This is a genomic window from Roseburia sp. 499 (genome assembly GCF_001940225.2).
Lineage (GTDB): Bacteria > Bacillota > Clostridia > Lachnospirales > Lachnospiraceae > Petralouisia.
The window spans coordinates 1,153,955-1,168,890 of the sequence record NZ_CP135164.1 but is presented as its reverse complement, the minus strand read 5'-3'; the positions used below and the strand labels follow the sequence as shown (position 1 = coordinate 1,168,890).

The window sequence follows — 14,936 nt, the reverse complement described above, 5'->3', positions numbered from 1 at the left end:
TAACTATTCAGCCCCTCGGAATCGAATAAACAGATTCGTCATGCTTGCATGTAAGAAGCGGTTTATCCGATTCTTAAGGTGACTCGAATAGAGTCACCGCTCCACATATGAGCAAAAGGTAAGTTTCGAAGAAACGACAGACAGCTTTGCTGGCTGTTTTTGCGAATATATGTGGCGGGCTGAATAATTACTAATTCAAAACCAAGGAGGTAGCTTATATGACCCCAAAAGAAACATATTACCAAAAACTTGCCGATACTGTAATCAAGAACCTACAAAAGCGCCAAATAGACGGCTACTACTGCCCCACATCCAAAGAGGCAGTAAAACTTGCAAATGATATGGTTGTTTCTAATAGCACCGTATCCTTTGGTGGTTCCATGACTTTATCGGAATGTGGCATGATGGAAACACTTACCAGCCGAAAAGATATTACCCTGTATGACCGTAGCACTGCTAAAACTCCCGAAGAAGCAACAGATATTTATCACAAGTCATTCAATGTTGATTACTATTTTATGAGCAGTAATGCTATCTCCTCCACCGGCGAATTGGTAAATATTGATGGAAACGGCAATCGTGTTGCTGCACTGATTTACGGTCCAAAACAAGTAATTATTCTTGCCGGAATGAATAAAGTAACCCCAGACCTTGCTTCTGCCATGGCTAGAGTAAAAAATGTGGCTGCTGCTCCAAATGCTATTAGGCTTAATCAAAATACACCATGTGCTGCAACCGGTGTCTGTCATGACTGTCAAAGTCCGGACTGTATCTGTGCCAACACAGTCATTACCAGACGCGGACAAATTCCAAACCGTATTAAGGTAATTTTAATTGGAGAGAATTTAGGTTATTAAACTTTATAAAAGCAGGAAGAACCAACTATCACTTTCCGTTGACCTTCCTGCTTTCTATTATTATCCCATATATTTTTCTGACTGTTCTTTCATCAGTTCAGCATCAGAGAAGTAATTAATCTTCATGGCACTTCTTACTTCATCTAATGTCTGTGCTGCTACTTTTTCTGCTTCTTCGCTTCCCTTTTTCAATACTTCATATACATACGGAATATCCTTCTGTAATTCTTTTCTTCGGTTACGAATTGGTTCTAATTCTTCCTGCAATACATTGTTCAAGAACTTCTTCACCTTTACGTCACCTAAACCGCCTCGCTGATAGTGAGCCTTTAACTCATCTAAATTTTCATATTCCGGCAGATAACGCTCGAAATGCTCATCCTTACAAAATGCATCCAGATAAATGAATACAGTATTTCCTTCCAAGGACCCCGGATCTTCCACACGAAGATGATTCGGATCAGTATACATACTCATAACCTTTTTCTTAATATCATCTGCTTCTTCGGACAAATAAATACAGTTTCCAAGAGACTTACTCATCTTTGCCTTTCCATCAATACCAGGAAGACGCAGACATGCTTCATTATCCGGTAATAAAATCTTAGGTTCAACTAAAGTATCTCCATATACAGAATTGAACTTGTGTACAATTTCCTTTGTCTGCTCTATCATTGGCATCTGGTCTTCTCCTACCGGAACGGTAGTTGCCTTAAATGCAGTAATATCGGCTGCCTGACTGATTGGATATGTAAAAAATCCAACCGGTATACTTGCTTCAAAGTTACGCATCTGAATCTCAGACTTAACGGTAGGATTTCTCTGAAGTCTGGACACTGTAACTAAGTTCATATAATAAAAAGATAACTCACACAGCTCCGGTATCTGGGACTGGATGAACAAAGTAGATTTTGCCGGATCTAAGCCACATGCCATATAGTCTAATGCAACCTCTACAATGTTCTGACGCACCTTTTCCGGATTATCTGCATTGTCCGTCAATGCCTGTGCATCTGCTATCATAATAAAAATCTTATCAAATTCTCCTGAATTCTGTAACTCTACTCTTCGTTTCAAAGATCCCACATAATGTCCTACATGAAGTTTTCCGGTAGGTCTGTCTCCGGTCAATATAATTTTGCTCATTTTCTGTCCTCCTATATTTAACCATATTTCCATGGTATAAAAAAGAATTCCGCTTGCGGAATTCGCCGCGCGCGAGCGGTGTCGTTTACGACAAAATTCCTCTCCGCGAGCTGCGCATCCTTAGCGGAGCGCTTTTTATATTCTAGGAAAGTTATTCTCTTTCACACTTTAATGTAACAAGGTCTTCCCTAGAATATAAAAAAACTCCTATCCATACAGGATAAGAGTAAAATGCCACCATGTACATACTATCATATGTCTCCCCGATAACGGCAGGGATTCCGTCAACGCCTACTATAATTCGGGCTGCCCTCCTGAGTCCATTCCATATGATTGGATTATTGCCTCACACCAAACGACAACTCTCTGAAATCCGCTTCATACTTACTACTCTCAGTCATTGGTTTTCACTTTTTATACTATAATATATTGATAGTTTTCTGTCAAGGGCACATTAAATTTCTACCTTGATTCACTTTATGATAGTTCTTCTGCCTGTAGTCTTATAAATGTGATAACTTTGATTTGCATTCTGATAGGAAAGTTTCAGTTTCGAAATCAATTATTATATGCATTCAAAACCAAACTTCACGATTGATATTTCACTGTACTTTCTGCTTTTTTAAAACACTTTTACACTGAAATAAAAGAATAATTACATAATTTCTCTTTGAAACTGCTCAATACTCTCTGCTTTAGCAGCAAGCTTTAGCCATTTTTTCAAGATTTCTTCATCTTCTTCAGAAAAGATTCTTGTCTCTACCTCTACCGGAATATGTCCCAACTCAGACAATATCACAAGGATATCTTCTGCTCTTCTCTCTCTTCTTTCCTTGTTTGCTCTGATATTCGCCCATTCTTCCACTGTCATATATCTCGCCTCCAGTTTCCGCCACTTCTTTAACTCCATTACTTTTCCATGTAAACGAATAATGGATTCGAATGTACTAGTTCCTTTGGTACTTCATTCTCGTTTTTCCCCTTGGTACTCAAAAAAATTTTCTTTGTTCCATCTCCAAGGGCAATATCCCGTTCCAAACATCGTTCCTCGAAAGTGTAACGATATAATTCTTGTCCAAAAGGGTCAAACGTACAGATAAAAATTACATAACTTGGCTTTAAATTATGGTAATCTTCCCCTGGTTTTAACGATGAAACATCCATTTCCGCTTGATAAAAACGACTCCGTTTTGCCAGATTTCCTTCGTTTTCATTCTGAGCTTCTAAATTGTAATTCACCTGCATTTCATCACTGGCATAAATATCTAGCCGAACGCTTTTAAATTCAGAATTTACAAGAATACTATGCTCTGCATGTACTTTTACCTTTGGTATTTTACCCCCTAAAATAATTTCCAATACCAGCTGGCAAGTCTCTTCATCTTCTAATGCTGCTGAAATAAAAATGAATTACTTAAGTCTAACTCCTGAAATGCTTTCTTCATATTCCCTCCAAACTGACCAACAGTCCAGAAGAAACTATCTTGATTTTATTATAAACAGACCAACACTAAATTGCAAGAACAAACCTATAAAGTACAATCATCCGTAGAAGCAAAATAAGTACCACCCACCATAATCACTAATGCCACTACGAACCATACCGTAGGTGCTTCTCTAAACATCACAAAGGAAACAGCTACACCTATAAAAGGTGAAACCGCATAGTAAGCACTGGTTTTTGCTGCTCCTAAATATCTTTGTGCATAAATATAGAAAAAGATACTTAAGCCATATGCAAAAAATCCGAGCACAAGTACTCCTGCAATATAAATCCAATCCGGGAACTTTTCCCCAACTATCAATGCAATTACCAATGAACCTGTCCCAGAACAAAATCCCTTAATAATCACTATCTCAATCGGATTTTTCTGCGACAACATTCTAGTGCAGTTATTTTCAAATCCCCAGCAAATACATGCTAATAATACCAGAACAGAGCCCATAGAAAAAGACAGACTACTAACATCCTCAAAAGACAAAATCAAACTCGCCAAAGTCACTAGCCCAATGGCAATCCACAACCGTTTGGATACCTTCTCATGAAAGATTATCAAAGCAATCACAGACGTTGCTACAATTTCAAAATTATTAAGTAACGAAGCATTGGCGGAGGTAGTCATTGTAAGCCCTGCCATGAGAAATAAGGGTGCTGCAATATCTAATACCACCATTCCAATCGTATAGGGCAGTTCTTTTCTAGTCAAAGACTTTTCGCTTTTCTCTTTATTTCTCTTTTTTTGTACAATTTGAACGATAAATACCCCGATTCCTGCTCCGAGATATAGAAATGCTGCCATCATGGCAGAAGACACATTATTCAACAAAAGCTTCGAAATTGGAGCATTAATAGCATACAACGCCGCCGCTAAAATTGCAAAAAACACTGCTTGTTTTTGTTTCTTTTTCGTTACGATTTCTTCCACTCTTTTATCTCCTTCATAGTATAAAACATAATGTCCATATCCCCCACCGGGGGATATGGACATTATAAACTAAAAAAAAATATAATACAACTATTACTTGCTCTTATCAACACATACTAGCAATTTTTTATAAGTTAAATCAATGAAAAATGCACCAAGTGGCGCTGTAATCAAAATAGCCAGAACTGCTACTGCAAGGACTATGTTTCCACAGCTTAGTCCCATTGCAAGTGGCACACCTCCTATCGCCGCCTGCACAGTGGCTTTTGGGGTATAACTCAACATACAAAATATTTTTTCTGACCGGTTCAATTTTGTTCCTAACAAACATATAAAAACCCCAATCATTCTAAAGACTAAGACTCCAAATATTAAAATAACAGCTGACATTCCTGCTACCGCTACATAATTAAGATTTACGGTAGCACCTACCAGCACAAACAAGAGTATCTCTGCCCCTACCCACAATTTATTAAATTTCAAAGACAAACGCTGTGCCACAATATTTCTATGTTTTTGCATGGCTATCCCAATAAACATAATTGCTATCAGTGCAGAAAATGTGATTGCAAAATTTATACAAGCTTCTATAGTAACCAAAATAAATGATATACTAAGAATAATAAGAACTTTTGCCGTATCTCTAATATGTACCTTTTCAAAAAATTTCGCCAATACAAATCCTACTATGATTCCAACCACGATTCCTAATAAAATGGATATTGGAATATTTACAAAGCTCATAGCAGAAATGTTGTCTCCTTGCGCAAGTCCTGTAAATGCTGTAAATAATACAACAACAAACACATCATCTCCTGATGCCCCTGCCAGAATCAACTGCGGAATCCCCTTTTCTACTCCGTACCCTTCGTCTATAATTTTAATCATCTTAGGAACAATTACTGCCGGAGATACCGCAGCTATTACTGTTCCCATAATCGCCGCTTCAAGAAGAGAAATTCCTAATAGCCTAGGTGCAAGTATAACCATACCCAATATTTCAAAGACTGCCGGAACAAAACACATCATAATAGCAGACCTTCCAACCTTTTTAAGATCATCGATATTCAAAGTAAGCCCAGCTCTTATCAGTATAATTACCAATGCAATTTTTCTTAATTCGGATGAGATATTCAATATAGAACTATCAATACAATTCATCATATACGGTCCCAAAAGAATACCTGTAACTATCATTCCTAGTAAACTTGGAAGTTTCAGTTTCGTACAAAGCCATCCTGCCAACATACCTACAAGCAAAATTAATGAAATACTTAATAACATAATAAATTCCTCCTGTTAATTATATGAAAAAAAGCCGATAATTTCTGCGTAATAATTCGCAGAAGTCATCAGCTTAATAAGCGGTTTTAGTGTTATCACTAAGGGAGAACCTCATTCCCAACAATGATGCTATTATATATCCACAAGATAATTATGTCAATTTATTTTTTGACACGGGTCTTTGACACTTGATTTTTTTACATTTTAATACAAATCCTTTATTTAAGCCATTCTGGGCTTATTTTTTTGTCAAATTTTATGATTTTATACGTGCTCTTTTGTACTCTTTGTGGTATAATATAAGAAAAGACATATCGGAGGATAATTCTTATGTATATATGTATTACTGGCAGCAAAAATAACAAAGATGTTTATATCAAACAATCTTACCGCAAAGATAATGGAAAGACTTCTTCCCGCATCTATAAGAAACTCGGAAAATACAACGATCTTTTAGAACAGTTTTCTGGAGACGAAAAAGAAATGATGGCATGGGCTAAAAAGGAAGCCGAAAAAGAAACAAATCTTTTTAATCAGAGAAAAGAGAAAGTGTCCGTTTCTTTTTCACCTCTTTCACGCATTCCATTGGAGGAAGATAGATTTTTTAATGTCGGATATCTGTTTTTACAGCAGCTCTGTAGCGAATTAAGACTGGATAACATCTGCAGAAACATTCGTACCCGCCATAAATTCAACTATGATTTTCATGCCATCCTTACAGATTTGATTTATGCCAGAATTCTTTCCCCATCCAGTAAACTGAGCAGCTATTCTTACTGCCAATCTCTCCTGGAACCACCAAAATATTCTCTTCAAAATCTGTATCGCGCACTCTCTGTTATTGCACAGGAATCCGATTTCATACAAGAAGAGCTCTACAAGAACTCTAACTTCATACATCCAAGAAATCAACGTATCCTCTATTATGACTGCACGAATTACTACTTTGAAATTGAAGAAGAAGACAGCATCAAAAAGTATGGAAAAAGCAAAGAAAACCGTCCAAACCCGATTGTTACTATGGGCTTGTTTATGGATGCAGATGGCATTCCTTTAGCCTTTGACATTTTTCCTGGAAATCAGAATGAGCAGACAACATTAAAACCATTAGAGAAAAAGATTCTTCAGGATTTTAACTGCAGCGATTTTATCTTTTGTTCCGATGCGGGTCTCGGCAGTGCAGACAACCGACGTTTTAACAGCATTGGAAATCGTTCATACATCATCACACACTCTTTGAAAAAAATGAAAAAAGAGGATCGTGATATTGCCATGAATCCAACACAGTTCCGAAAAACAGGAACAACTTCATTTGTTGATCTTCGCACTTTGGATGAAACAGACGAAGAGGTCTTCAACTCTATCTATTACAAGGAAGTTCCCGTTGTTACAGGAGACATGGATGAGACCCTCATTGTCACCTACTCTCCTAAATATAAGGCATATCAGAGAAAAGTACGTGCCCGTCAGATTGAACGTGCCGAAAAGCTTATTGCCTCTCCGGGTTCAAAGCGAAAAGGAAAAAATCAAAACGACCCTATGCGCTTTGTCAAAAAGACATTAGTCACTACTGATGGCGAGATTGCTGAAAATCAGGTCTATGGGCTTGATGAAGATTTGATTCGAAAAGAAGAGCTATATGATGGCTTCTATGCTGTTATCACAAATCTTGAAGGAGATATCAATGAGATTATAAAGATCAACAAACAACGCTGGGAGATTGAAGAAAACTTCCGTATTATGAAGACGGAATTCGAAGCACGGCCTGTGTACGTTAGAAGAGATGACCGTATCAAGGCTCATTTTATGACATGTTATATCAGCCTGCTTCTCTATCGTCTGCTTGAGAAAAAACTTGAATCAGACTTCACCTGCAGCCAGATATTGGAAACCTTAAGAAATATGAATGTGACACTGTTGTCAAAAGACGGTGGATATATACCATCGTATAAACGCACAAAACTTACCGATGCTTTACACAATGCATTCGGATTTAGGACAGACTTTGAATTCCTCTCAAAAGCTTTCATGCGAACCATCATAAAACAAACAAAACAGATTAAATAGCATAATCAAAAAATAGCACATATCGCTACGAACAAAAAAACAGCCGCAACCCTTGAAAATAGTAGGGTTGTGACTGTCTTATTCTTTTCCAAGTGTCAAAGATGGGATTATATATCCACAAGATAATTATGTCAATTTATTTTTTGACACTGTACTTCCATTTCTTTTCCAACATACTTCGGCAATTGACTTACTTCCCCTTCCTTTTCCATCTGACGTACTTTACTTCTTGACACCTCAAAAATCTCTGCAAGTAATTTATCTGCCCGTACTTTTACTTCATAAGGATTTGAAACTACAACACACTCTCCTGATAAAGACTCTATTTCGTCACCGCAATCTTCTTCTCTACAAATATGATATGTAATCTTGTCTCTTTCAATTTCTGCCCTGTTTCGATTCATCAGCATATGATCTAATCCATATTGAAAGGCAAGTTCCTTGTCATTTGCCAGAAATTTTTTATACGTTTCCTCCGGAATTTCCTCCGGTCTCACACGTTCCATGATAGTAAGATTGTATGTATGCTTACATTTTTCACATTGATAAATCAACCATACGTCAATTCGCCTTCCATTGGCATTCACTCGAAAATTTCCGGTGTTTACATAACTTCGTTTCTCGCCACATCCGGAACAATTCCGGAGAATCCGATAAGACTCTGTTGGCTCTATTCTATATTCACTTTTTCTTAAACAGCTCATTTTGCATCTCCTTTTTCGTTTTTAGAAGTTGCAAAGGCTGTTACTTATACTTTTTTATTTGCAACAGCCTTCGCTATGCAAAATAATAAGGTGTACCCATAACGCTTCCTCCTTAATGTGTTTCTCGATATTTTCGATAATAATAGTAACTTTCACTTTCCATATTCGGCTGCTTATGCCCAATTGGTGTTCTCTTTTCAAACAATTCAAATCCTGCCTTTTCTGCCACCCTACATGATGCAGTATTAGCACAGTCTATTGTCAAAATCATATATGGTAACTCTGACACGGACATACACCAGTCAAACAAGGCAAGTAGCGCCTCTGTTGCATACCCATTCCCCTGATATTCTTCATCTATAAAGTATGCCATTTCCACCTCATTCACCGTGTCTTCCAATCCCATTCCAACACAGCCAATTAACAAGTCGCTATCCGGAAGTGCAATGGCATATCTCTTAGTTTCATATACGTCAGTGGAATCTTTCTGCGTCTGATGCCAATCAATATATCCATCAAAAGATTCCGGTGATGGACTATTTTCAGACCAGTCTTTCATAAAACGTACTACATTCTTCTGCCATACAATTTTAAATAACTGTTCCTCGTCTTTTCGCTCTAAATCACGAATCATAAGTCTTTTTGTTTTTATATTCATATTTTTCACTCCTATTATGCCTTTACCTTTTTCATTTTATCATCTTTACTTTTCTACCACTACCTCAAACTTTTTTAGAAAAAAGTTTGAGCAGATACCCCTAAGCGGATATCTGCTCGTGCTCTCTTTTTCTCTCGCGTATAATACGCTGTATGCTTTTTTCCGACAAAAAATACTTTTCAGCCAGACGCTTTTTGGTACTTCCCTGTTGGTATTCTGCATAAATTTGCTCGTTTCGCTCCAACAGTTCTGCCCTTATTGTGGTTCCTTCGCCCCATGCACGCCTTGTATTTTCCTTTTTCGGAATATAGATATATGTACCATCTACATAATTCTGTATCAATTCAATAATTTCATCCGGCAGAATCTGCTCTGCTCGCTTATAGCCCATATTGTCCTCCTAAAAATAATTTTTTTAGAAAACAATGGCTATCTACAACTTTTAAACTGCATCAGCCATTGCTATGCAGCCATAACATATCTTCTCATATACAAGCCTCCTATCGTATTTTACACTTCTACTATCCAAACGGAAATAGAACCACCTTCCACCCGGAAGGTTCCACATCCGTCTTCACCTATTACAATTTTTTCCGGACATTTTTTCATTTTATCATAAAATGTCTTTCCTGCAAAGTGTTTTCCTACATACATCTGTTTACTGCCGCCCGGTCCATCTGATATTAAAAGTGCCAAACCGGAATTTTCTTTTTCTTCTACTCCTTCTCTCGTAAATCCAACTACATCTGGATGATCATAATAACTATGCTGTGGACCATATGCATAATCTCTGCGCAATTGTAGCAGTGTTTTTAGCTCCGGTACAGGCGGAATATTGTCATGGGGAATTCCATAATAATCTCCATAAAATACACATGGAATTCCTGCCTCCTGTAATAAAATAATTCCATATGCCAACGGTTTGAACCAGTCCATTACAAAAGACTGCAACGCTTGTCCCGGTTGGGTATCATGATTATCCACAAAGGTAACAGCATGCCAGCTATCTGCCTCCGTCAGCGTATTCTGTAACAAACTACGCATATCAAAGTTACCGCCTCCATGAGATGCTTCATAAAACTTAAAGTGCAAAGGCACATCGAACAACTGCATACACTTTCCCGTTTCATTGAGATACTTGATAAGTTTACTATTATCCGGACTCCAGTATTCTCCTACTGCAAAAAAGTCCTTCCCCTTGTATTCTCTCATTTTGCCAAGCCATTGATGAAAAAATTCACAATTAATATGTTTTACCGCATCCAACCGCATTCCATCGACGCCTGTAGTATCCAGATACCATTTGCCCCAACGTTCCAATTCTTCCATGACCTCTGGATTTCCCATATCAAGGTCATCTCCCATTAGGTAGTCGTAATTTCCATTTTCATCATCTACGCCTGATTCCCATGATTTTCCCTTAAATCGGAACAACGCCTTTTCTTTGCGCTCCTCATCCCAATCTGTTCCATCAAAATGCGTCCAGTTCCACTGGAAATCAGAATATTTTCCCCCTCTTCCCGGAAATGTAAACTTTGTCCATACCTCTATCTCTTCCTCACCACTGATATCCTGAAAACGATTTCCCCAGTTTTCCTTTGTAGCAATCACCCGCTCCTGTTCATCAGCTCCCATACGATGATTCAATACTATATCAGCAAGCACTTGTATTCCCTGATTCTGCAATGCCTGTATCGCCTCTATGTATTCATCTTTTGTTCCATATTTTGTAGGAATAGTCCCCTTCTGGTCAAATTCTCCCAAATCATAAGTATCATATACTCCATATCCAACATCATGAATTCCTGCCTGCCCTTTATATGCAGGTGGCAACCATGCAAACGTAATTCCTTGTTCTGCAAGCTCTGCAGCCGCTTCTTTACACCGTTTCCAATGTCCTGTATCTTCCGGAAGATACCATTCAAAATACTGTATTATAGTTTCATTCTTCATCGTTCTTTCATCACTTCTCCAACGTTTTTTCTATCAATTCTTTGATTTTGTCTACTTCAAGTTCATCCATCCATACACCAATCTGTCCAAACACCTGCTGATATTTCTCCGGCATCTGACATTTCTTTATTTCGTCTAAAATTTGAAATACTCTGGAAAAGTCAAAGTCATCTACATATTTCTCTATATTTTCCAGAATCTGAAGAATCATATCTTCCTCCAACATTTCCTCTGTTTCAGACACTTCTTCAATCATATTATAATTCTTAAGTACCTCTCCTATTTTCTTTAACAACGTCCGATATCCCTGGCAAAACAGTTCCATATGCGCATCTATGTAAGAATAGTTTCCTTGCTTACCTGCCATTTCCTGCTCCTTTGCCATATTAGAAAGTCCCACTGCTCCCATATTCATCGCTGTACTTTTCATAGAATGTACTTTCGTGGTGTAATCCGCATAGTTCTTCTGTTTTTGCAGATTTTGAAGTTCTTCTAGCTGTTTTTCTCCATAATCCCAGGCAATCTTAAGCACCTTAAGATAATCGTCTAATTCTCCACCACAATTTTCAATTCCCTTTTGAATATCTACTTCCGAAAGAATACTTCTCAAATAATTTATTTCTTTTTCTTCCTTCTGTTCCCTGTCCTTTCCCACTTCTTTTGGTTGTTGCATCGTTATTTTTTCTTTTGGTAAAAATTTCACAAATAAACGTTCCATCTGTTTCAAATTTATCGGTTTTCCCAGATATTCGTCAAATCCCTGTTTCATCAGTTCTTTTCGCGCCCCGCTAATAGCATCTGCAGTAAGTACGATAATCTTACCTTCTCCTCCCTTTGCATAATGAGGACTTATGCTACGAATTTCCTCCATTGCCTCTACGCCGTCCATCTCCGGCATCATTTGATCCATAAAAACAAACTGATACTGCTTATTCTTACACAGTTCTACTGCCTCCATTCCACTTGATGCCGTATCTACGGTTAAACCATAGGACTTCATGATTCCGTCCGCAACCCGTAGATTCACAAAATTATCATCTACTACAAGAACCTGCACATCCGATATTTGCATGATTCCCAGAGTACTTCCATTCTGTTTTTCTTCTTCATGGGAATAATCATTATCCATTGGTGATGCATCTACAATTTCCTGTTCTAAAATAACGGTAAATACTGAACCTTTCCCGTATGTACTGGATACTTTAATCTCTCCCCCCATCAACTGTACATAGCCATTTGCGATGGCAAGTCCAAGTCCGGAACCTTCTATCCCATAATGCACTTTTCTATCCAGTTGTTCAAAACTCTTAAACAAATGCTCCTGTTCCTCCGGACGTATTCCCACACCGGTATCAGAAACTTTAAATTCCAGTTTTACCTTTTTATCTGTTTTTTCTAACACGGATACCTCAAAGGAAACACTTCCTTCTTTTGTATACTTTACCGCATTATTCAAAATATTGATTAATACACCACGAATCCTTATTTTATCGCCATACAAACGGTTTGGTATTTCCGGGTCTGCTTTCATCTGAAATGCCAGTCCTTTTGCCTGAGCCTGTGTGGCAATAATCAGTGAAACATCCTTCAATAACCCGGAAGTATGATATTTTCCAAGTACCAATTCCATTTTTCCAGACTCTATTTTAGAAATATCCAAAATATCATTGATAATAGCCAGAAGATTGTGTGAAGACCATTTTATATCCTCCACATGTGCTCTCACTTCAGGGCTGATATCCATTTTTAATACTAGTTCTGAAAATCCAATAATGGCATTCATCGGAGTCCGTATCTCATGAGACATATTTGCAAGAAACGTACTTTTCGCCTGATTAGCATATTCCGCTTCTTTTCTTGCTTCCTCCAAGCCCTGTATGTACTTCATACGTTCCGACAAATCTGTTACAAAAATGATATAACCAATCATATCTCCATAATCATCATAAATCTTATTTATGGTAAGACTACAATATAACTGGTTATTATGACATACCGTATCTACATCCTTACTTTTTCCTTCAAATTCGAATACTTCATCATTCTTGAGTTCAAATAAGTTAGACATCCGCACCTTTGGCATATTCTCCCTATCCACCTCAAAAAGAGTACACGCCGCATCATTCAAAATCTGAATCTGCCTGTTAGAATCATACACTAAAATAGGCATTGTCATAGAATAATATATAAATTCTGACATATTCGTTACTGTAATTCTGGAACGATTCACAAAATCCACTGCCCAGTATATAATGACCATACCTGCAAATTGTCCAATGGTGCTGCCTGGAATCGCAAATATCCCAACCAATGGAAAAATAGTATCCAATAGCATTCCTAAAATAATAACAATTTCTGCTATAAAAAGCCGGATTCCCAATACTCTTAGCCGTTTTTCCTTGGCACATCTTATCATATAGATGATGACCACTAAAAGATTCAAAGCAACAATCACAGTATATCCTGTATAGATATTATTCCAAATTCCTGCCTTAAAACAATAAGACATTCCTTGTTTTTCCAGTTTATAAATAATCTGGTCTCTTTGCATGATAAAAAAATAGATAATGATTCCTAAAAAAGAAAAGCCTTCCATAAAAATACAAACAGACTTTTTTATTCGTGATAAATGACATACCAATATCTGCGCAGTTATCAAATAGGCAAACATGCCTATCATCCCCACAGCCCTCCAGCGATGTGCCATCTCCGAATCAGTCTGTAGTATCAATCTCCAAAACCCCAAACTCCAAACTGCACTGGAAACACAAAATATAGACTGTACGCGATTTTCCAAATACTTACATCCATTGTGATATATGTTACGAACAGCCAAATAAAATGCCATAACACAACTAGCAAATAATGTGTATGCAAAAAAATATTTCATTATCCATTGCCCCCTTACTATTTTAGAGCATTTTCGATAGTTTCTATTAAAACCTCCTTACTCACCGGCTTTGCAAGACATGCTGCCGGATTGCACGGAAAGCATTGTTTTAAAACCTCAATATCCATAACACCTGATAAAATAATAACCGGAATCTGTGCCCCTTCCGGGTCTCGTTGAATCATATTCATTACATTCGCCCCATTATAAAGAGGCATCTGATAATCTAACAAAATCAAATCCGGGGTATGCTTTATCAAATAATCCAGAGCCAACTTAGCCGAATTTATCATAATCACATTATAATTATCACGAAGATAGCTATCAATTATTTTTAAATATGACATATCATCATCTATTGCCAATATCGTCTTCTGATTTTCTTTACTGCTCTTTTTTTCAAAAACTTCCGTCACCTTTCGACTCAAACTTTCCTTATCGACAGGTTTTACCAGATAACCATCCACACCCATGACAACAGAATTCATCACCGTATACTTATCTCTTTTTCCGGTTACCAATACCACCGGAACATTAATACACTCCTTGAGATTTCGGAACTGTTCTAATGTTTTAAATCCATTCATACCTGGCATATCCACATCCAGAAGAATAACATCCATGTGATGTTGTTGTACAAATTCTATCGCCTGTCTTCCCCCTGTTACTGTAAATACCTCTGCCATATCTTCCAGATATAAACTCATAGTCTCTAATGCCTGTATGTCATCATCCACTATCAATACATTTGGCCGTACATTTTCCATATTTTTTCCTCTTTGTCATACTTTATCTTGCATTGTTTGTAAATATACATAAAAATTATATCATATTCACTGGGATGTTTGCAAAACTTTTTTCCTTCTTATGCAAAGAACCTGATACAAAAAATCGGATTTTCATATGAACCCACACTTCTAATTCTTCTAAACAGCAGCAACAAGAATGTTC

13 protein-coding genes and 1 riboswitch are annotated in these 14,936 nt (G+C 37.4%); of the genes, 2 read left to right on the top strand and 11 right to left on the bottom strand.

The annotated features are described in order from the left end of the window. The first annotated feature begins 218 nt into the window (after window positions 1–218). Window positions 219–857 carry a lactate utilization protein gene (locus BIV20_RS05790; protein WP_075718950.1) on the top strand — a complete coding sequence of 213 codons (639 nt, stop codon included), beginning with the start codon at window positions 219–221 and terminating at the stop codon, window positions 855–857. A gap of 60 nt (window positions 858–917) precedes the next feature. On the opposite strand, the gene trpS is transcribed toward BIV20_RS05790, so the two are convergent. From trpS to BIV20_RS05765, 5 genes are all read right to left on the bottom strand, one after another. Further along, window positions 918–2,003: a tryptophan--tRNA ligase gene (gene trpS, locus BIV20_RS05785; protein WP_075718948.1), complete on the bottom strand. Its 1,086-nt coding sequence runs from the start codon at window positions 2,001–2,003 to the stop codon at window positions 918–920. Window positions 2,004–2,658: 655 nt separating this feature from the next. Next, entirely contained in the window at window positions 2,659–2,874 is a 216-nt protein-coding gene (locus tag BIV20_RS05780; RefSeq protein WP_242939784.1) for a hypothetical protein, read from the bottom strand. A gap of 38 nt (window positions 2,875–2,912) precedes the next feature. Beyond that, window positions 2,913–3,404 (bottom strand): Rpn family recombination-promoting nuclease/putative transposase, encoded by a 492-nt coding sequence (locus BIV20_RS05775; RefSeq protein ID WP_330554497.1) that lies wholly within the window; start codon window positions 3,402–3,404, stop codon window positions 2,913–2,915. A gap of 128 nt (window positions 3,405–3,532) precedes the next feature. Next, the gene (locus tag BIV20_RS05770) at window positions 3,533–4,429 is read right to left on the bottom strand and encodes a DMT family transporter (protein WP_242939782.1); all 897 of its coding nucleotides are present in this window, start codon (window positions 4,427–4,429) and stop codon (window positions 3,533–3,535) included. A 93-nt stretch (window positions 4,430–4,522) separates the two neighbouring features. After that, window positions 4,523–5,713 (bottom strand): cation:proton antiporter, encoded by a 1,191-nt coding sequence (locus BIV20_RS05765; RefSeq protein WP_075718946.1) that lies wholly within the window; start codon window positions 5,711–5,713, stop codon window positions 4,523–4,525. 52 nt (window positions 5,714–5,765) lie between these two features. After that, a riboswitch (Fluoride riboswitch) is annotated at window positions 5,766–5,841 on the bottom strand. 202 nt (window positions 5,842–6,043) lie between these two features. On the opposite strand from BIV20_RS05765, the gene BIV20_RS05760 reads away from it, so the two are divergent. Next, window positions 6,044–7,780, top strand: a complete 1,737-nt coding sequence (locus tag BIV20_RS05760; RefSeq protein ID WP_075717394.1) for an IS1634 family transposase — start codon at window positions 6,044–6,046, stop codon at window positions 7,778–7,780. 131 nt (window positions 7,781–7,911) lie between these two features. Here the strand turns inward: BIV20_RS05760 and BIV20_RS05755 are convergent, their stop codons facing one another. The 6 genes from BIV20_RS05755 to BIV20_RS05730 form a co-directional block, all read right to left on the bottom strand. Next, window positions 7,912–8,484 (bottom strand): DUF1062 domain-containing protein, encoded by a 573-nt coding sequence (locus tag BIV20_RS05755; protein WP_075718944.1) that lies wholly within the window; start codon window positions 8,482–8,484, stop codon window positions 7,912–7,914. A gap of 112 nt (window positions 8,485–8,596) precedes the next feature. Continuing rightward, a complete protein-coding gene (locus BIV20_RS05750; RefSeq protein ID WP_075718942.1) occupies window positions 8,597–9,142 on the bottom strand; it encodes a GNAT family N-acetyltransferase in 546 nt (181 codons plus the stop codon). Between the two features lie 100 nt (window positions 9,143–9,242). After that, the gene (locus BIV20_RS05745; RefSeq protein ID WP_075718940.1) at window positions 9,243–9,533 is read right to left on the bottom strand and encodes a CD3324 family protein; all 291 of its coding nucleotides are present in this window, start codon (window positions 9,531–9,533) and stop codon (window positions 9,243–9,245) included. Between the two features lie 119 nt (window positions 9,534–9,652). Further along, the gene (locus tag BIV20_RS05740; RefSeq protein ID WP_075718938.1) at window positions 9,653–11,095 is read right to left on the bottom strand and encodes an alpha-amylase; all 1,443 of its coding nucleotides are present in this window, start codon (window positions 11,093–11,095) and stop codon (window positions 9,653–9,655) included. Window positions 11,096–11,105: 10 nt separating this feature from the next. Then, the gene (locus BIV20_RS05735) at window positions 11,106–13,985 is read right to left on the bottom strand and encodes an ATP-binding protein (RefSeq protein ID WP_075718936.1); all 2,880 of its coding nucleotides are present in this window, start codon (window positions 13,983–13,985) and stop codon (window positions 11,106–11,108) included. A gap of 17 nt (window positions 13,986–14,002) precedes the next feature. After that, window positions 14,003–14,752, bottom strand: coding sequence for a response regulator (locus BIV20_RS05730; RefSeq protein ID WP_075718934.1), 750 nt, complete (start codon window positions 14,750–14,752; stop codon window positions 14,003–14,005). Window positions 14,753–14,936: the final 184 nt, after the last annotated feature.